16 protein-coding genes are annotated in these 17974 nt (G+C 41.8%); 13 read left to right on the top strand and 3 right to left on the bottom strand.

Annotation, left to right across the window (positions count from 1 at the left end; translation table 11 throughout):
• From KXQ82_RS12605 to KXQ82_RS12575, 7 genes are all read left to right on the top strand, one after another.
• The coding region (locus tag KXQ82_RS12605; protein WP_219488730.1) for a hypothetical protein at nucleotides 1-511 on the top strand (511 nt) is incomplete at its 5' end.
• A 286-nt stretch (nucleotides 512-797) separates the two neighbouring features.
• Nucleotides 798-1715, top strand: a complete 918-nt coding sequence (locus KXQ82_RS12600; RefSeq protein ID WP_219488729.1) for an outer membrane protein assembly factor BamD — start codon at nucleotides 798-800, stop codon at nucleotides 1713-1715.
• 13 nt (nucleotides 1716-1728) lie between these two features.
• Nucleotides 1729-2052: a DNA-directed RNA polymerase subunit omega gene (locus tag KXQ82_RS12595; RefSeq protein ID WP_219488728.1), complete on the top strand. Its 324-nt coding sequence runs from the start codon at nucleotides 1729-1731 to the stop codon at nucleotides 2050-2052.
• 116 nt (nucleotides 2053-2168) lie between these two features.
• A complete protein-coding gene (gene coaBC, locus KXQ82_RS12590; RefSeq protein WP_219488727.1) occupies nucleotides 2169-3371 on the top strand; it encodes a bifunctional phosphopantothenoylcysteine decarboxylase/phosphopantothenate--cysteine ligase CoaBC in 1203 nt (400 codons plus the stop codon).
• Nucleotides 3368-4267: a type IX secretion system protein PorD gene (porD, locus tag KXQ82_RS12585; RefSeq protein WP_219488726.1), complete on the top strand. Its 900-nt coding sequence runs from the start codon at nucleotides 3368-3370 to the stop codon at nucleotides 4265-4267. The genes coaBC and porD overlap by 4 nt, the downstream gene beginning before the upstream one ends.
• Nucleotides 4268-4368: 101 nt before the next feature.
• Complete coding sequence (gene recN / locus KXQ82_RS12580) at nucleotides 4369-6030, top strand: DNA repair protein RecN (RefSeq protein ID WP_219488725.1); 1662 nt, start codon at nucleotides 4369-4371, stop codon at nucleotides 6028-6030.
• Between the two features lie 217 nt (nucleotides 6031-6247).
• Entirely contained in the window at nucleotides 6248-7060 is an 813-nt protein-coding gene (locus KXQ82_RS12575; protein ID WP_219488724.1) for an enoyl-ACP reductase FabI, read from the top strand.
• A 233-nt stretch (nucleotides 7061-7293) separates the two neighbouring features.
• Here KXQ82_RS12575 and KXQ82_RS12570 read toward each other — a convergent pair whose 3' ends face one another.
• Nucleotides 7294-8874 carry an IPT/TIG domain-containing protein gene (locus KXQ82_RS12570; RefSeq protein WP_219488723.1) on the bottom strand — a complete coding sequence of 527 codons (1581 nt, stop codon included), beginning with the start codon at nucleotides 8872-8874 and terminating at the stop codon, nucleotides 7294-7296.
• Between the two features lie 232 nt (nucleotides 8875-9106).
• On the opposite strand from KXQ82_RS12570, the gene KXQ82_RS12565 reads away from it, so the two are divergent.
• From KXQ82_RS12565 to KXQ82_RS12545, 5 genes are all read left to right on the top strand, one after another.
• Nucleotides 9107-9727, top strand: coding sequence for a hypothetical protein (locus KXQ82_RS12565; protein WP_219488722.1), 621 nt, complete (start codon nucleotides 9107-9109; stop codon nucleotides 9725-9727).
• A 135-nt stretch (nucleotides 9728-9862) separates the two neighbouring features.
• A complete protein-coding gene (locus KXQ82_RS12560) occupies nucleotides 9863-12124 on the top strand; it encodes a tetratricopeptide repeat-containing sensor histidine kinase (RefSeq protein ID WP_219488721.1) in 2262 nt (753 codons plus the stop codon).
• Between the two features lies 1 nt (nucleotide 12125).
• The gene (locus KXQ82_RS12555) at nucleotides 12126-12755 is read left to right on the top strand and encodes a response regulator transcription factor (protein WP_219488720.1); all 630 of its coding nucleotides are present in this window, start codon (nucleotides 12126-12128) and stop codon (nucleotides 12753-12755) included.
• 161 nt (nucleotides 12756-12916) lie between these two features.
• Nucleotides 12917-13375, top strand: coding sequence for a hypothetical protein (locus KXQ82_RS12550; protein ID WP_219488719.1), 459 nt, complete (start codon nucleotides 12917-12919; stop codon nucleotides 13373-13375).
• Nucleotides 13365-13850: a hypothetical protein gene (locus KXQ82_RS12545; RefSeq protein WP_219488718.1), complete on the top strand. Its 486-nt coding sequence runs from the start codon at nucleotides 13365-13367 to the stop codon at nucleotides 13848-13850. The genes KXQ82_RS12550 and KXQ82_RS12545 overlap by 11 nt, the downstream gene beginning before the upstream one ends.
• A 72-nt stretch (nucleotides 13851-13922) precedes the next feature.
• On the opposite strand, the gene KXQ82_RS12540 is transcribed toward KXQ82_RS12545, so the two are convergent.
• Nucleotides 13923-14318, bottom strand: a complete 396-nt coding sequence (locus KXQ82_RS12540) for a hypothetical protein (RefSeq protein WP_219488717.1) — start codon at nucleotides 14316-14318, stop codon at nucleotides 13923-13925.
• Between the two features lie 180 nt (nucleotides 14319-14498).
• Complete coding sequence (locus KXQ82_RS12535) at nucleotides 14499-17147, bottom strand: M4 family metallopeptidase (protein WP_219488716.1); 2649 nt, start codon at nucleotides 17145-17147, stop codon at nucleotides 14499-14501.
• Between the two features lie 327 nt (nucleotides 17148-17474).
• Here KXQ82_RS12535 and KXQ82_RS12530 point away from each other — a divergent pair, with 327 nt between their 5' ends.
• Complete coding sequence (locus KXQ82_RS12530) at nucleotides 17475-17912, top strand: hypothetical protein (RefSeq protein ID WP_219488715.1); 438 nt, start codon at nucleotides 17475-17477, stop codon at nucleotides 17910-17912.
• Nucleotides 17913-17974: the final 62 nt, after the last annotated feature.

Below are 17974 nucleotides of genomic sequence, written 5' to 3'. Positions count from 1 at the left end.
ATATGTAGAATCTGTAAATTATTCTTTTTACAGATACCTATCTCTTGTTATCTTTCTTTCTTCTCTTCCTTGCATTTCGATCTTTATCGCTATGCATCATGTTACTCCTTTTAAAGAACTTTCTCGCCGCCGCTTCACGCTTTGGCTTTATATTTATGTCTCGCTTTCGCTAAACTTAAACTTTCATTTTTCTAAACTTAAAATCGCTCTAAGTTTGTATGCGTTTTCAAGGAATCTCTTCCTTTTTTCTCCAAGTTTAAAGCTTTTACTTTTTAACTTTTCGACCCGTTCGTTTTGGGATTGCAAAGGTAGAAACTCTTTTCTTGTTTCCAAATTTTATTTGAAATTTTTTTCAGAAGCTTTAAACTTCTTATTTCTCTTCAAAACCTTTACTAAACCTGTTAATGAACTATTCCGAATTGCGGTTGAGGATAAATCCCTTTCCTTAATTGCGGGCTGCAAAGGTAGCGAGATTTTGCGCTTCTGCAAATCAATGTCAATAAAAAAATAGCCATTTGCTTTAAAGTACTGCAAATCAGCATAAATAATTTTACCCAACACTTTTCTAATCGCAACAGCCCCAATAAAAACCGTTAAAGCAGCCTATATATTATACATATACAACAAAGAGCATTATAGTACATAGTATATATATGATACACCTAATAATTAAAAACGGTGCAAACCGTTAAAAGATGTTAAATAAATGGCGGCTTAAAGCTGCTTTAAAATAACAGCTTTATATTGCACCGAAATAAATAATTGACTGATTTATAATATTGATATATCTTTGCAAAATGTTTAAAAAACAACGCGCCCTTATTGGGAGCTTACTATTAGTACTAATTATTGCGCTTGCAGGCTGTAAAAGCAAGTTTGAAAAGCTGAGAACAAGTGGCGACGTAGCCAAAAAATATAGCGAGGCCATTAAGTACTTTAATAAAAAAGACTATGGCAAAGCACTTGAACTGTTTGACGACCTTGCACAACGCTACCGCGGACAGGCAGAAGCCGAGGATTTATTTTACTATTATGCCTATACTAACTATAGGTTAAAGGACTATACTTCGGCAAGGTACCATTTTAAGCAATTTGCCGATAGTTACCCTAACAGTGCACGCGCCGAAGAATGCCGTTTTATGGCCGCCTATTGTTTTTATCTGGATTCGCCGATCTACTCGCTGGACCAGGAAAACACACAAAAAGCTATTGATGCACTACAATTGTTTATTAACTTATACCCAAAAAGCGACCGTGTTGCCGAGGCAAGTAAGTTGATAACAGATCTGCGCGATAAGCTGGAAGAAAAGTCATACGCTAACGCGAAGTTGTATTTAACTATAGGATACTATCAATCGGCGGTTATTGCATTTGGCAATTCGTTACGTGATTACCCCGATACCAAGTATGCCGAAGAAATGGAGTTTTTAACCATTAAGGCGCAATACCTGTACGCTAAAAACAGTTTAGAAATTAAACAGGAAGAGCGTTATAATGCTGCCATAACTTTTTATGAGCAGTTTGCTGAACGCTATCCCACCAGCAAATACCTTAAAGAAGCCCAAAACCTGAAAAAGGATTGCGATAATGGAATACAAGAAACTAAGCGTATTTTAGCTGAAGCTGAAACCAATGTTAAATTGGCTAAGAAAATAGAGGAAGAGAAAAAGGCCCAACCCAAATTAGTAAAAGATACTACCGCTATAAAAAATTAAAAAAAGGAAAAAGATGAATAGTAACAAACCGGCTGTAGCAGGCAGCACCATTACCCGCGATTTGCGCGAATTGGATGTACAGACAGATAATATATACGAGTCGATAGTGATAATGGCTAAACGTGCCAATCAGATATCAAACAATGTAAAAGAAGAATTGCACCAAAAGCTTTCTGAATTTGCATCATCAAACGATAACCTGGAAGAGGTATTTGAAAACCGTGAGCAAATTGAAATTTCAAAACACTACGAAAGAATGCCTAAAGCTTCGTTAGTAGCCGTTCAGGAATTTTTAGATGGCAAGGTTTACTACCGCAATCCGTCAAAAGAGCAATAAGCTTTTTTAATTAAAAAGTTAAAATTCAAAATTCAAAAAAGGCCCACAGCCAAAAGGTAAGTTTATAGTACCTTTATTTTTGAGTTTTGAATTTTTTGTTTTTATAAGTTTTTAAGATGTTAGAAGGCAAAAAAATTGTTTTGGGTGTATGTGGTAGCATAGCTGCTTACAAATCAGCTACACTGGTGCGCCTGCTTGTTAAAGCAGGTTGCGAAGTAAAGGTGGTTACCACTGCCGATGCCAATAATTTTATTACCCCGCTAACACTTGCTACCTTATCTAAAAACCCGGTTTTAACTGAATATTTTAAACACGAAACCGGCGAATGGAATAACCATGTTGACCTGGGCCTTTGGGCCGATCTGATCATTATTGCCCCGGCAACGGCCAACACCATTGGCAAAATGGCTAATGGCCTTTGCGATAACTTGCTTACCGCGGTTTACCTGAGTGCCAAATGCCCCGTTTATTTTGCCCCTGCTATGGACCTGGATATGTGGAAGCACGAAGGCACACAGCAAAATATTGCTCAACTTAAATCTTATAACAACATCTTCATTCAGCCCGGTTATGGCGAGTTAGCAAGCGGGCTGATTGGCGAAGGACGTATGGCCGAGCCCGAAGAGATAATTGATTTTATTACGGCCGACCTCAAAAAAAACTTACCATTAGTAAATAAAAAAGTACTGGTTACCGCCGGCCCTACTTATGAGGCAATTGACCCGGTACGTTTTTTGGGCAATCACTCATCGGGTAAAATGGGTTTCGCTATAGCGGATGTAATGGCTAAGCTTGGCGCTGACGTTACCTTGATATCGGGGCCATCATCACAACAAACCAAAAGCAGATCGATCAAACGAATCAATGTTACCTCGGCAGCTGATATGCTGGCCGCCTGCGAACAATATTTTACTGGTGCTGATGTTTGTATAATGAGTGCCGCTGTGGCAGATTATACACCTGTTGATGTGGCGACCCAAAAAATAAAGAAGAACGAAGATACCTTTAACATAACGCTGAAAAAAACCACCGATATATTAAAAACCCTGGGCAGTAAAAAACGGCCGGGCCAGCTATTGGTTGGCTTTGCCCTGGAAACAAACAACGAGGAAAAACACGCGACAGAAAAGCTTGAAAAGAAGAATCTCGATTTTATTGTTTTAAATTCGTTGAATGATGCCGGGGCTGGTTTCAAAACCGATACCAATAAAATAACCATTATTGAGCGTAGCGGTCAAAAAACAGTTTTCCAACTCAAAACAAAAGAAGCCGCGGCTACAGATATTTGCCAAAAGGTTATTGAACTGATAAAAGCATGAAAAGAATAATTTGCTGCCTTTTTATTTTGTTAACCACCGTTGTAATTACATCTGCACAGGATTTGAATGCCCGGGTACAGGTTTTATCACCCAAAATACAATCGAGCAATAAGCGTGTATTTACCGTACTCGAAACCTCCATTAAAAACTTTCTGAATAACCGAAAATGGAGTGCCGACCAGATATTGGCCCAGGAAAAGATAAACTGCAATTTCATCATTAACATTACATCGTGGGATGGAAGCAGCGCCTATAGCGCAGAGCTACAGGTACAATCAACACGCCCGGTTTATGGCGCAGGCTATAACAGCACACTGCTTAGCATTAACGATAAGGATTTTGATTTTACCTATACCGAAGGTCAAAATCTCGATTTTAACGAGCAGATCTTTCAAAACAACCTGAGCTCTGTTTTGGCATTTTATGCCAATGTTATTGTGGGGATGGATTATGACTCATTCTCTAAATTTGGCGGGACACCCTATTTCGCAAAAGCGCAAACTATTGTTAATGCCGCGCAAACCGGTTCGGCAAAAGGGTGGAACGCTTTTGATAATAACCGCGACAGGTATTGGGTATCCGAAAACCTGAACAACAAACGCTACGTCCCTTTGCGCGAGTTTATATACATATACCATCGCAACGGCCTTGACGCCATGGCAGACAATGCCGACAACGCGCGTAAAGCTATTGCCGCGGCATTACCCGGCCTTTCGCAAATTGACAGGCAGAGCACCGGTGTTGTTTTACCACAGATATTGTTTACCGCCAAAAGCGATGAGCTAATATCAATATTCAGTGCTATGTCACTTCAGGATAGGGTAAAGATATATAACACCTTAATGGAGATAGACCCATCAAACGGCAACAAGTACCAATCGCTGCAAAGTAATTAAAGCACCCCACAAAACATATTTTTTATCCTGCCATATAATACAGTCAGTTTGTAAAGCCTCGTAAACTATTTGTATTTTAGCGTTCCATATTTTAACACGCTATGCTGCAAAAGCTTGCTATTAGTAACTACGCTTTAATTGATAACCTGGAGATCAGTTTTGATAAAGGGCTCAATATACTTACCGGCGAAACCGGTGCCGGTAAGTCTATCATACTTGGTGCTTTATCCTTAATACTTGGCCAGCGGGCCGAAAGCAAATACTTCTTTAACCAGCAAAAGAAATGCGTTATCGAAGGCAGTTTTCATATCGGTGAGTTTCATATCAAAGCATTTTTTGAGGAGAACGACCTTGATTACGAAAGCGAAACCGTGCTTCGCCGCGAGATATCGGCCGATGGTAAATCGAGAGCTTTTGTAAATGATACCCCGGTTAACCTGAACACCCTGCGCGACCTGGGCGAAATGCTTATCGATATACACTCTCAACATGCTACCCGCGAGATAAACGACCCCAAATTTCAGCTGCTTATTGTTGATGGCGTTGCGAAACATGATACCTTGCTCGATAAATATCATGCAACCTTTAAAGCTCACAAAAAGGCAGTAACCACGCTCCGGCAACTCATCAGCGAAAGTGATAAAGCTAAAGCCGAGCTGGATTACCACCAGTTCCAGTTTGATGAACTGGATAACGCTAAGCTTGATGCCGATGAACAGCCACTGCTGGAACAGGAACTCCTTGCGCTTAACAATGCCGAAGAGATAAAGCGGAACCTGTTAGGTGCCTACAATTTGATGTTGGATAGCGAAACAGCGGCACTGGCTCAACTCAAAGAAGCAGGGCATAACTTAGCTACCCTCGAAAAATTCAATCCGGCTATTGAAGAGCTTAACCAACGCCTCAGCAGCGTAATAATCGAGTTGAAAGACATAGCCGCCGAGGTTGACAGTATTGAGCAGCGTACCCATATCGACGAAGCTCGTGCATCAGAGATCAACGAACGCCTCAGCCTCATCTACATCCTGCAAAAGAAACACCGCGTAAACAGTAATACTGAGTTGCTCACCATACAACAAGAGTTAAGCGACAAGATAGCCCAGGTGCTTTTTGGCGATGAAGAAATAGAAGCCCTGCAATTACAGATAAAGAACGAGCAGGAAGTGCTCAAACAGCTTGCCCAACAGCTATCCGCCAACCGTACCAAAGCAATACCATCAATACAAACCCAGGTACAGCAAACCCTGGCCGAAATGGGCATGGAACATGCCAGTCTAAACATCGAAAATACTATTGCCCAACCTGATGATTTTGATCAGAACGGTATCGATCATATCCGTTTCCTGTTCTCAGCAAATAAGGGCCACGCTTTGGCGGAGATGAGCAAGGTAGCATCTGGCGGTGAACTTTCAAGGCTGATGCTGGCCATCAAATCGCTTATCGCGAGCCATACCGCTTTGCCCACTATCATTTTTGATGAGATAGACACCGGCGTATCCGGCGAGGTAGCCAATAAAGTGGGGCAAGTGATGGAACGCCTATCGGCCAACCTGCAGGTAATTACCATTACACACTTACCTCAAATTGCCAGTAAGGGCCAAAGCCATTACTTTGTTTATAAAGATAACGAAAGCGCTACCACCTATACCCGCATTAAACAACTTGACGATAAAGAACGTGTATTAGAGATAGCCAAAATGCTAAGTGGCGATAAGCCCGGCGAAAGCGCTTTGCAAAATGCGAGAGAACTGTTAGGTGCTTAGCTTATGTAAGATGCGCTTACCGCACAGCTTACATATTAACCCCAGCGTACGCCACGGTTTGCACAGAGCACACGGAGTCTTTCTATCAGTTATTTTACTCTGCTAAACGCTGTGGTTTTCTCTTTGCGTTCTCTGTGGTTAATATTGCCATCCAATATGCCCCTTCTCAATACCAATAATTAATTTTAATTTTACCCCGTTAACCAAACAGATCAAAATGTCAAACAACTTATTAAAAGGTAAAAAAGGAATCATCTTTGGCGCGTTAGACGAAAACTCTATTGCCTGGAAAACCGCCCTGGCTTGTCATGCTCAAGGCGCCCAACTTGTATTAACCAATGCACCTATTGCGTTACGCATGGGTACCATTAATAAACTGGCCGAAATTACCGGCGCCCCTGTTATTCCTGCCGATGTAACATCTAACGAAGATGTTGAGAACCTGTTTACCAAAAGCATGGAGCATTTTGGTGGCGGTGTTGATTTTGTTCTGCACTCTATCGGCATGAGCATCAATGTGCGTAAGGGCGTTCATTACACCGAAAACAATTACGATTTTACCCATAAGGGATTAGATATATCGGCCCTGAGCCTGCACCGTGTTTTGGCCATCGCCATGAAACTGGATGCCATTAACGAGTGGGGATCTGTTATAGCGTTAAGCTATATTGCCGCGCAACGCATATTCCCTGATTATAATGATATGGCAGATAACAAGGCTTATTTAGAAAGCATTGCCCGTAACTTTGGCTACCAGTACGGTATTAAAAAGAACGTGCGTATCAACACCGTATCACAATCGCCAACCCGCACAACAGCAGGTAATGGGGTGAAAGGCTTTGACGGCTTTGTTAGCTATGCCGAAAAAATGAGCCCGTTGGGTAACGCCACTGCCGAGCAATGTGCCGACTACTGCGTAACCCTCTTTAGCGACCTTACCCGTATGGTAACCATGCAGAACCTCTTCCACGATGGGGGCTTCTCATTCACCGGCGTAAGCCAGGCCGTTATTGAGCAAATGGAGAAATAAAGACATGCTATCCATTAGCTAACAGATCAGCATCCCAATCACCGCACGACTGCCAACCGGCCACTAGCGCGTGAGGATATTATTAAACATTAACAGGGCTTTCAATAGAAGGCCCTGTTTGGTTTACAGTCCAATCCAATATACAAAACTCGGTTACTAAACAGAATTTAAAGCTCAAAAAAAATCAGGACGAAGTAAAACTCCGCCCTGATACACATATCAACAGCTATTAATTATTGGACTATTTTGATAATCTCTTTCGAGTTGTACTTTAAATAAAGGTTACCTGCATTGTCAGCCGCTATAACCGGCTTTATCCGCAGCAATCCCTGCGGCTCAATGATATTGTTGGTTGCCGAGTACTTGGTGTTAAACTTGGTGATCAGCGAACTTGTACCGCTGCCATTCTTGGTCTTACGGATCAGGTAAGTTTGGGTAAGTTGCCCGCTTTGGTATGATAACGGGTATATCACATAACAATTCTCGCTGCCATCCAGGGCATATTGGCTTAAGCGCGGCCCGTCGCCATTGCTGGTTATCGCGGCGTCATCCTGTTTAAACATGCTTTGCAAGGTAAAGTCGGTTGTAACGTCGGTGCCGCTTACCAGGTTCAGGCTTTTATAAACAATGTCATAAGTAGTGTAATTGGCAACATAAGCCTGGTCGCCTTTATAAAGCGGCCCGTCAACAGCCGAATTGGCGTTATGGCTGCTTACATATACGTAGTTGTTTGATGCATCCAGTTTATTACTGTGGCCGAGCCATATTGTTCCCTGAGAATCAACATACAAACGTTTTGCACCATCACCAAATAAGGCAATGTCCTTCTTAATTTCAGTTATGGTAACTCCATCTACAGATATTTTATAGATGGTAGCCTTTTGGATCGCATTATCCTGGTACTTTAAAGCAAAGATATTGCCACTCGCGTCTGTAGTAATGTACTGGATATTGGTAATGCGCGCGTCGGTGGTTAGTTTGGTTGGGCTGCCGCCGGCCAGGTTCATTTTGTAAATGGTATTGGTAGCGCTCGGGCCCAGGTAATAATAATCCGAGTAGTAAAGTGTATTGGTGTTCTTATCAATAAAAATATCGCAGATATCATCGTTTGCGGTGAGCAGTTTACTAAACTTAGCCGTACCGCTTATCACGTTAATATAATCAACACTGTTACCTGTTGTGGTGGCGTCAAGCGTAAACTGTGGCCCGGTTACCGTTGCGCCGCCCTTTACGCTTAAACTTACCGGCCCTGTTGTTGCCCCTGCCGGTACTACAACCTGCATGCTGCCCAATACAACGTTCTGTACCACCGCGGCGGCTCCGTTGAATTTAAAAACATTATCGGCAACGGTAGTGCTAAAGCCGGTACCTAAAACGGTAACCACATCGCCAACTTTAGCTTGCGCCGGACTGATAGATAGCACCGTAACCACCGCCGGCGCGGGCTGTGGCGTAATGGTAACACCCTGCGGGTCGGCATTGGCGGCTGTAATATTCTTTATCGCCAGGGCAAGGTCGCCGGCGGTAATATTGGCAGGCAGCGTAAATTTAATTTGAGTATCGCTCACGGTGGTAATGGTGATCACCTGTGTGCCTATGGTTACTTTAACATCCGTAGCAACACTGCCAAAACCTGTACCCGTAATGGTAACCACATCGCCGGGCATGGGGTTTTTCGGGCTTATACTGGTAATAGTAGGTGGCGGGTCGGCAGGCGTTGTGCCCGACTGATCTTTTTTGCAAGATGATACCGTGATGCTGAGCAGGAAGCATACAAAAAGGTATACCGCCGATGGTAGTGTAATCTTTTTCATTTTTTTGAGTGATTATAAGTGTCCCCAAAATTGCAGATCACGCCTTCAGTCTAAAATACCGTTAGCAGGGTATCTTTCTCTACGTGCTGTGCCGCAAGTAGTTTTTAATCAGGCTGTAGCCGCGCTTTTGCCTATACCCGCTACCACGCATGTAAAGATACCCACATCACGGCATTGTTAGCCAATAGCCACAGCGGCACCTTTGCAATACACAAATCAAACCCTAATCACTATGTACACAAAAACTTTTACAAACATGTTGGTTGCTGCCATGCTGCTCATCCTCTCGGCTGCTTCGGCCAGCGCGCAGTTTAAAATGAACCACGGCAGTACCGACATCTACTTTAAAACAGGTATTGGTTTCCTACAAACAAGCAAGTTTAACAAACAAGATTACAACTACGCCAAACAAAACTACAAAGGTTCGGCACCAATGCTCATTTTGGGTATAGAAACAGGCCTTTGGCAGGATATTGCGGTCGGCGCTTTTTTAGGCTACAGCAAATTCCACAGCGATGAAGTTATCCCTTCATCTCCATCCGAGCATTATACCGGCGATATTACTGCCTACAACCTGTTTGTTACGGTGAAATACTACACCCCCATCACGTTTGGCCCCATTGCCACGTACGTGCACGCCGATTTTATTGGACTGACCGCTTACAGTGAGCGACGCATGGTATTACCTGCCAATGCCTACAGCCTTAACGAGCCCAGCATTGGCATTAAAGAGAACTACGGCATATATGCCGGCGCAAATTACAAATTGAATGATAGCTTCGGCGCTTTTGCCGAACTGGGCTACGGTTACACAGGCCTCAACTTCGGCGTAAGCTACCGGATAAAAAAATAGGTGGTAGTTTGAATGAGTGGGCAAAAGGCCGCTGTTGTAATGGCGGTGGCTTTTGCTATATGGTTTTATTGTTTTTTAACCGGGATCGTCCGGATTATCATATTTAAATTTTATCTTACACTGTAAACCCTGATCGTGAAAAAACTGTTGCTATTTTTTCTGCTTTGCCCCTTTTTGGGAATTGCTCAATATAAAACAACTGTCGACAGTTTAAAAGCCGTAGTAGCTAATCCCGCCACAGCGGCCAAGCAAAAAATAGATGCCTTAAATGGTCTCGCGTTGGTTTATGCAAAAACAGATTCTGCACTCACTTATAAATACGCGTTGGATGCTAACTCCCGCGCCGAAAAACTACATTACATCAAAGGACAAGCAGATCATCTGAGCGCTATAGGCCTTTACCACTCACTTAAAGTTAACATCAGTAAAAGCCTAACCACGCTGGGGCAGGCCAATCAATTGTATGTCTCCATAAAAAATGATAATGCCATTGGGCGCAATTATAATTTTATCGGAAATATGTATAAGCAAGTAAACAAAATACCCGATGCGATAGGCTATTTTAGCAGGGCCCTAACCATTCACAAAGAAAAAAATAACACAAGGGAGTTAGCCACCGACCTTATCGATCTGGGTTCTTGTTACATCTATCTCGATCAAAAAGAAAAAGGCGTAAATTATTATATTGAAGCCGCAGAGCATGCGGATAAGTTAAAGGACGGTGTGCTTTATGGCCGTATATCCATTAATATTGCCAATGTTTTACGCGACCTGAAAAATTATAACCAGGCCTTGGTTTACTATGATAAAGCCATTGCAATATTTAAACACATTAATGATCAGCTCAATCTTGGAGTAGTATACCTTAACGCATCGATAGTTTATGCCAACCTTTTGCAGTACGATGTATCCGAAAAGTATCTTAAGCTTTCTATCGAATCATTTTCGGCGGTTAAATACGCGAAAGGCTTGTTGTTTTGCTATAATAACCTTGGCGGGATCTACATTCGCCAGGCAAAATATGTGCAGGCTATTACCTTTTTAAACAAGGCGATCGAGATATCAAACACGGCTAAAAATTTCTCGCTCTTAGCGCAGATACAGCAAAACAAAGCCTTCGCCCTAACAAAGCTGGGCCGGTATGACGATGCCGAAAAGCTATTTACCGAAGCAGAATTGGCCGCCAAAACCAATAACAATACTAAAGACATTTTTTCGGAAATATATAACCATTGGTCAACCCTCGATTCGGCGCGCGGAAATTTTAAAGCTGCTTTGTTTAACCGCAACAGGTATCTTGTTTTAAAAGACAGTATCCTCAATATTAGCCTCAGCAAACAGGTAAACGAACTCCAAACCAAATACGAAACCGAAAAAAAAGAAAAGCAGATAGAAATACTGAACCACCAAACCGCTATACAACAACTTAAACTTACACAAAGCAAACTTCAGGTTGATAACCAGCAATTGTTGCTCGAACAAAGTAAGCTCCACATAGCCAATCAAAACCTCGATCTTGATAAAAAACAGGCGCTCTTAACTCAAAAAAAATTAGAGGCCGAACGCAAACAGCAACAGATCACCCTGCTGAACAAGCAAAATAAAATACAACAGCTCGCTATCCAAAAACGAAACACCATGATAGGCATTATAAGCGGCTCGTTATTAATGGTGCTGATATTAGCCGCACTCTTTTACAACCGCTACAAACTAAAGCAGGAAGCGCGTTTACAGGCCGAAGTTATCCATCAGCAAAATATCGCCTCAAAAGGGATAATAGAAGCCGAAGAGCGCGAACGCAAACGTATAGCCGCCGACCTGCACGATGGTGTGGGCCAAACCTTCTCGGCCGTCAGGCTAAACCTGGCCAGCCTGCTGGGTCGTGTCGACCTTTCTAAAGCAGACGATGCCGCTTTGGCCGATAAAACCATTGCCATGGTTGATGAAAGCTGCAAAGAAGTGCGTACCATTGCTCACCAAATGATGCCGAACATCCTGCTAAAAATGGGCCTCTCGAGCGCGGTTAAGGATTTCATCAATAAGATAGACGCCGATAAGCTAAAGGTAACGCTCGAAACATCCGGGCTTAACGAGCGACTCGACAATAATACCGAAATTGTATTGTACCGCGTTCTGCAGGAATGTGTAAATAACGTGATAAAACATGCCGAAGCCACGCGCCTGGATATTCAGCTCGATCGTGATGAAAGCGGCATCAGCGCCATGGTGGAAGATAATGGCAAAGGCTTTAATACTGATAAAAAAGAAACCTTTGAGGGCATAGGCCTTAAAAATATCATCACAAGGCTGGCTTATCTTAAAGGCACGGTTGATTTTTCTTCATCTCCCGGCAAGGGCACACTGGTAGCTATTTATGTACCTTTAACTTCAGTTTAATATGGCGGCTGCAAAAAAGATCTTTATTGTCGATGATCATCAAATGGTGATAGATGGTTTAAGCCTGCTCATCAACAGCATCCCCGGATTCGAAATTGCCGGCGTAAGCAACGATCCTGAAAAAGCGCTCGATATGCTCAAAGCAATACCGGTAGATATTGTACTCACTGATGTAAGTATGCCCGGTATGAGTGGTGTTGAGCTGACACGCTACCTTCGCAAAAACCACCCGGATATTAAGGTGCTCGCCCTATCCATGTTTGGCGATAGCATGATTGTAAGCGAAATGATCGACGCCGGGGTATCTGGCTTTATCCTTAAAAATACAGGCACGCAGGAGTTGGAAGAGGCGCTAAAAAAGATAGCTGCCGGCGGCGATTATTTTACAGCCGATATAACCAAACAACTGGTAAAGGCTTATAAAGATAACCAGGAAGGCAACCACCTCACCGATCGGGAGATCGAGATTATCCGCATGATAGAACGTGAGTTCAGCAATAAGCAAATTGCCGCCCTATTATTCATCAGCGAGCGCACCATCGAAACCCATCGCAAAAATATCTTCCGTAAAACAAATACGCAAACAGTAGTTGGCCTGCTTAAATACGCCTACGAGCGCAAGATCATTTAAGTATCGGTTTTCCGATCCATTAATTGGCAGCAACTTACAGTCACCCTATTTGATAATTTTTTTCCATTTAATTAAAAATACTGTATTTTTACTATGCTAATAAATTAAATTATTGACAGGCAATGCCCTAAGTTTACATTGCCTATTTAGGTTTGCTGTGTATGCTCAAACAAACACAAATTGTAAAAAATAAACCCACAAGCGTACATGCCCTTTATGAAGAGTACGCAGGTATGCTGCTGGGTTATATTTTTGAAGTAGTTAACGATATGGAGCTTGCCGAAGCTTATCTTGTAAAAGTATTCAGTACCATTTCGCGCCAATTTAATGATACCAATTGGTCGGGCAGCGGCACCTGGCTACAGTTAAGGCGCTTTGCTAAAAACGAGCTTACCCACTTTTACAGCGCCGTGCAAAGCTGCGATCCTGCAGATACGCAATATCCAAAAAACAAGTACTTTGCCGACATGACGGCCAACCAAAAACATATATTTTGTAGTATTTACTATCATAAAGCTACCGTAGCCCAGCTTTCTGCCCAAATGGGTGAGCCCGAAGCATACATCAACAAAATGTTAAAAGAGGCGTTCGCCATTATCAAACAACAGCATGAAAGTTAAGGAATACATAGAAAGCGGTATACTCGAGTCGTATGTATTGGGTGCTGTTACGGAGGCCGAAGCGCAGCAACTTCTACAGTTAAAAAAGCAACATCCCGAAATTGAGCGTGCTTTACAAGAGCTCGAAGTTGATATGGAACGCCTGGCAGGCTACATGGCCGTTACCCCGCCGCCTGATATGTGGAACCGCATCAGCGATGATATTGATAAACAAATTGTATTATTTGATAATGCCCCCAAAGTAAAAGACTTTACTGGTAACGGGCATAGCCAAAACGGCAACAAGTATATCGAAGTCGAGGCCGAATCAACCCACATGCGTATACACAAAAGCTGGAAATGGGTATTTGCAGCCGTATTTGTATTAGGTAAGATATTTTTAGGGTTCGCCATATACTTTTACCTCGAAAACCGCCAGGCGCAAGAGCAGATACAGCAATTAAAAACAGAAATGCAACAACTACAGCATAAATAAACCCAACTAAGTCACAGTACTAAAAAGCCCCGCGATAGTATCGCGGGGCTTTCTTTTTCCCGTTAAAATCCCTTAAATAGATTCTACAAGCACAATTTTAACCCCTAAGCTACCCGGCGGCGTAATAACCGATGTACCGTTTGATGATTGGATATCAATTTCAACCTGGCCCGTATTATGGCTATAGCTATAAGCAATGCCGTTGTAAACCTCACTTAACTGTTCGTAAACGTTATTACCAAAGGTTACGTAAACTAAAACAGCGCCATGCTGATTAAAATAACTATCAATTTGAGGTACGCTGATTTTGGCAGAGTAGGTTTTGCCTCCATCGGCAGTGGTCCAGGTAGTGCTGCTAATATTGGCATACACCGTTTGGTTAGGTGTTACTGTTTGGTAAGTTTTGGTGCATGACGATGTTGCCAGCAGCAAGATCGGTAAAATGAGCAATGTTAAATAGCGTTTCATAGTTGTAGTATATGTAATTATATAATTCAAAAAACGGCCTAATTGTTTTAAGCTATATTTATGACGATTGTATTTAGCAAAGGTTGCATAACAACTTAAAAAATTATGTTTAGGCTTAAACGCAAAAAAGAGCTTCGCCTTTACGGCGAAGCTCTTTTATATTCATATTGAAATATGTTTTTATTCTTTTATAAAGTTAATGGTTTTAGGTTTATCACCGTCTTCAATAATCAATACATAATACCCGGGTTTTAGCGATGACACATCGATATTTTGAAACATCTCTCCCGGGTTACTTTTCTTTGTCAGCAGGAGTTTGTTTTGTATCACATCGTAAATTTTAGCATTAAACTGGAAGCTTTTTCTTTTTTGTTCAGCGGCAGTACTTTCGGGTGTAGCGGTTTTCAATAACAACGAATTTGTACTGGTGGCATTATCGTTAGCAATAATATTCATGGTGTTGCCAACCGGATTAGGGGCTATGCTATAACGCATAGCTGCATTTTGGTTGTTTGAGTATGTAAAAAACACCAAATAACTTGAGCAGGAGCCATCGTTTACCGTAGGGGTGATGTTGAAATAAAAAGGCACCCCACCCGAGCCTATTGGTAAAGAGAAATTTAAGATACCACCCGAGTAATAAAAATAATCGGGAGTGCCTCCTCCTGATCCTACCGTAACTGTTTTATTAGGGGGCAAATATAAACTAAGGTGCACCATGCAGCCCTGGTGCACAAATGTAGACTGCGATGTTGATGCATACCCACTTTGTGCCGGATGGCTTACACCATAAAATGTACAGGCATCCTGCGTATAACTTGCCGAGATGCTATTACTATTATCGTTCATTATCGGGGTATTATACGTTGCAACTACCGAGCCCGAAACACTTACCACTGCCGTTAATACTGTGGTTACCCCATACCAATGTTGGTTAGTAATAGTTAATTGATTGGTTGATGGTGAATTTTGAGCAAGTTGCAGTACAGGCCCGGCACCTGATGGAATAGACCACGCAACGGTTGCACCCGATGGCAGGCTGTTTACCGAATATACTGATGTGCTGCAAACCACGGGTGTACCACTTATTTGAGTTTGATAAGCCGAACCTACGCCAACAGCATACCACGCATTGGTAACCTCTATTACTTCTAATGAATTTGCCCCATAAAGTGTTGCCGCTGCTGCTATACTTGCCGTGCGGCAATCAATGTATTGATCGGTGCTCATTAAATGGGTAAATGTTTCATACGCTATTGCCTGGGCTTTGGCCAAACCAATGGCAATAACCGAATACGAGTTACTTAAATCGTTAGTGCCTTGCCCACCCATAGATAACAGGTAAAACCATTTGTTGCCTACACCGCTATTGGTATGCACACCGTAATTATCGTATGAGTTACTGGTGCTTTGCCAATTTGTTCCGCCGTAGGTATCAGGTTGGGAGTATGCTTTGGGGTTGGCCATACTGCGAAATGTAATCCCAATATTTTCGCCGATGGTCCAATTTGCCGAACCCGGATTTCCGTAAAACTCGATAGCCGTCCCCATCATATCACTAAAACTTTCGTTTAAAGCACCCGATTCACCAGTGTATGCAAGGTTTGAAGTATGCGCTGTTAATCCGTGTGTTATTTCGTGTCCAATAATATCTAATGTTACAAGGGGTGTAACCGTTGTAGTGCCTATGGTACCACCCCAACCATAAACCATTTCGGTACCATCCCAAAAGGCGTTGATACTATTTGGATATCCCGGGTTGTTTAATGGTAAGTCGGTATTTACAAACCCGTTAATGATATAGCCGGCTCCGTCAATACTATTGCGGTTAAAATTGTTTTTATAAAAATCATAAGTTTGCTCCTGGCCCCAATGTGCATCTAAACAATATTGAACATCGCCACCCCAGCCCGATGCTACAGTAAATGTTGTTGAATTGTTTTGAGGTATTGAGGCATAGGTGCTGATATCGCCCTGGTGCCCCATATTAAACGTGTTTATTCCGTTACCTCTTGTGGTAGTTTCGTTTAAAATATATGTACTTGGGTAAGGATATGATCCCGTGTAATTTACAGTTATACTATGTGTACCACTATAAACAGTTTGCGCCGTGCCTGTAACATCGGTAGGAATAATCAAATCGCGTTTACCCAGTATGGCTCCGCTTTTCGCATCAACAAAAACTATTTGCCTGGTAAACGGATAGTGTGCAAATATATCCATCTTATAGGCCAGCTTTAAATTTGAAGGATCAACAACCCCTTCACCGCTATAATAAACCAGTTCAGGTTTTGGATAATAGGTAGCTGATGCATTCTTTTTAATTTCCTGTATCTTTTTCTCTTCGGCCGGAATTTGCCATTGATAGGTTTTTGCGTTAATATACTGTAAGGCTTTATCAATTGCATTTGCCGGTGATAAGCTTGCACTGCTATTTGAAAGCCGTGTGGTATCCTGTACCCAATTACCACGCTGTAATGTTAATTTTCCATTTTTAACATGCTGTATTAACTGGGCATTTTCAACCGGTACGCCATTAACAGTTTGCTGCCACTTATAGTAACTATAGCCGGTAGTTACATTGCTCTCTTGCGATAGTAAGCGCGATGCTTTAATAACTTTACTGTGCAGGCTATCGGTATATAAAATAATTTCTCCTTTTGTAAAATTGGGTGCCTTATCCGGTATAGCACCAAAATCAACATTTTTAGCATAAAGCCCTTTATTGTTTACTTCAACTTTGGGTTTTGATAATTGTGCGTGCGCAAGCTGGCTTGCACCTATTATGGTTAAAACCATAACTTTTTTTAACATAGTAAAGGTTTTCATAACGTAGAAATTTAGGTTTATAATAATTGATATAAATAGTAATGCTATTATGTATAAAAAGCTTATTAAACAGCAGATGCATAGTACCCTTGCGTAAAAAGCGCATACAGTACTAAAAAGCAAATGATTAATCTAAATATCCGAACGGCAACTTCTAATTGGCACTCTTATTCAATGGGGAATGAATAATATTACCAATCTCGCAAATATTTATTTAATAAAGAAATTAATTTATTAAAATAATAAGTATGCGCCATTGGTTATTGAAAGCTAAAACAAACACCAAACTATTGGGTTATTGTAACATTAATTAAAATCAATAAAATTATGAATACTCCAGACAACAAGCCGGAAGAAAAAGGATTTTTCGAAAAGGTTATAAACAGCATAGAAAGCCTTTGGGATGATACCAAAGATAAAGCCGAAGACCTTAAAGAGGTTACTGAAGAAAAAATTGATGCAATAAAAGAAAAGGTGACAGCCCAAAAACCCACAGTCACTAAAAAAATTGCCGCAACTACTGCAAAAGCTAAAACAGCTGCTGCCGATGTAAAAGCAAAAGCTACCCAAACTGTTAAAAAAGCAACGGACAAAGCTAAATCCACAACTGCCGGGGCAAAAGCAAAAGCTACCCAAACCGTTAAAAAAGCAACGGATAAAGCTAAAACTATAACCGCCGAAGCCAAAACCAAAGCCACAGCTACCGAAAAGAAAGTGGTTGCAAAAGCTAAAGCTGCCGCTCCAAAAGCTACTGCTAAAAGATAGTTATTACAATAAAAGCCCCCCGATTATTAGTCGGGAGGCTTTGTTGTAGAAGAACGTTGGTC

This window comes from Mucilaginibacter rivuli (assembly GCF_019391655.1).
Taxonomy (GTDB): Bacteria; Bacteroidota; Bacteroidia; order Sphingobacteriales; family Sphingobacteriaceae; genus Mucilaginibacter; species Mucilaginibacter rivuli.
Note: the sequence above shows the minus strand (reverse complement) of the source record. Positions and strands in the feature narration are given on the sequence as shown.

Bases quoted from the DNA above. Each gene is read 5' to 3' on its own strand.
- KXQ82_RS12600 (WP_219488729.1), top strand. From the start codon at position 798: ATGTTTAAAAAACAACGCGCCCTTATTGGGAGCTTACTATTAGTACTA.
- KXQ82_RS12595 (WP_219488728.1), top strand. From the start codon at position 1,729: ATGAATAGTAACAAACCGGCTGTAGCAGGCAGCACCATTACCCGCGAT.
- coaBC (WP_219488727.1), top strand. From the start codon at position 2,169: ATGTTAGAAGGCAAAAAAATTGTTTTGGGTGTATGTGGTAGCATAGCT.
- porD (WP_219488726.1), top strand. From the start codon at position 3,368: ATGAAAAGAATAATTTGCTGCCTTTTTATTTTGTTAACCACCGTTGTA.
- recN (WP_219488725.1), top strand. From the start codon at position 4,369: ATGCTGCAAAAGCTTGCTATTAGTAACTACGCTTTAATTGATAACCTG.
- KXQ82_RS12575 (WP_219488724.1), top strand. From the start codon at position 6,248: ATGTCAAACAACTTATTAAAAGGTAAAAAAGGAATCATCTTTGGCGCG.
- KXQ82_RS12570 (WP_219488723.1), bottom strand. From the start codon at position 8,874: ATGAAAAAGATTACACTACCATCGGCGGTATACCTTTTTGTATGCTTC.
- KXQ82_RS12565 (WP_219488722.1), top strand. From the start codon at position 9,107: ATGTACACAAAAACTTTTACAAACATGTTGGTTGCTGCCATGCTGCTC.
- KXQ82_RS12555 (WP_219488720.1), top strand. From the start codon at position 12,126: ATGGCGGCTGCAAAAAAGATCTTTATTGTCGATGATCATCAAATGGTG.
- KXQ82_RS12550 (WP_219488719.1), top strand. From the start codon at position 12,917: ATGCTCAAACAAACACAAATTGTAAAAAATAAACCCACAAGCGTACAT.
- KXQ82_RS12545 (WP_219488718.1), top strand. From the start codon at position 13,365: ATGAAAGTTAAGGAATACATAGAAAGCGGTATACTCGAGTCGTATGTA.
- KXQ82_RS12540 (WP_219488717.1), bottom strand. From the start codon at position 14,318: ATGAAACGCTATTTAACATTGCTCATTTTACCGATCTTGCTGCTGGCA.
- KXQ82_RS12535 (WP_219488716.1), bottom strand. From the start codon at position 17,147: ATGAAAACCTTTACTATGTTAAAAAAAGTTATGGTTTTAACCATAATA.
- KXQ82_RS12530 (WP_219488715.1), top strand. From the start codon at position 17,475: ATGAATACTCCAGACAACAAGCCGGAAGAAAAAGGATTTTTCGAAAAG.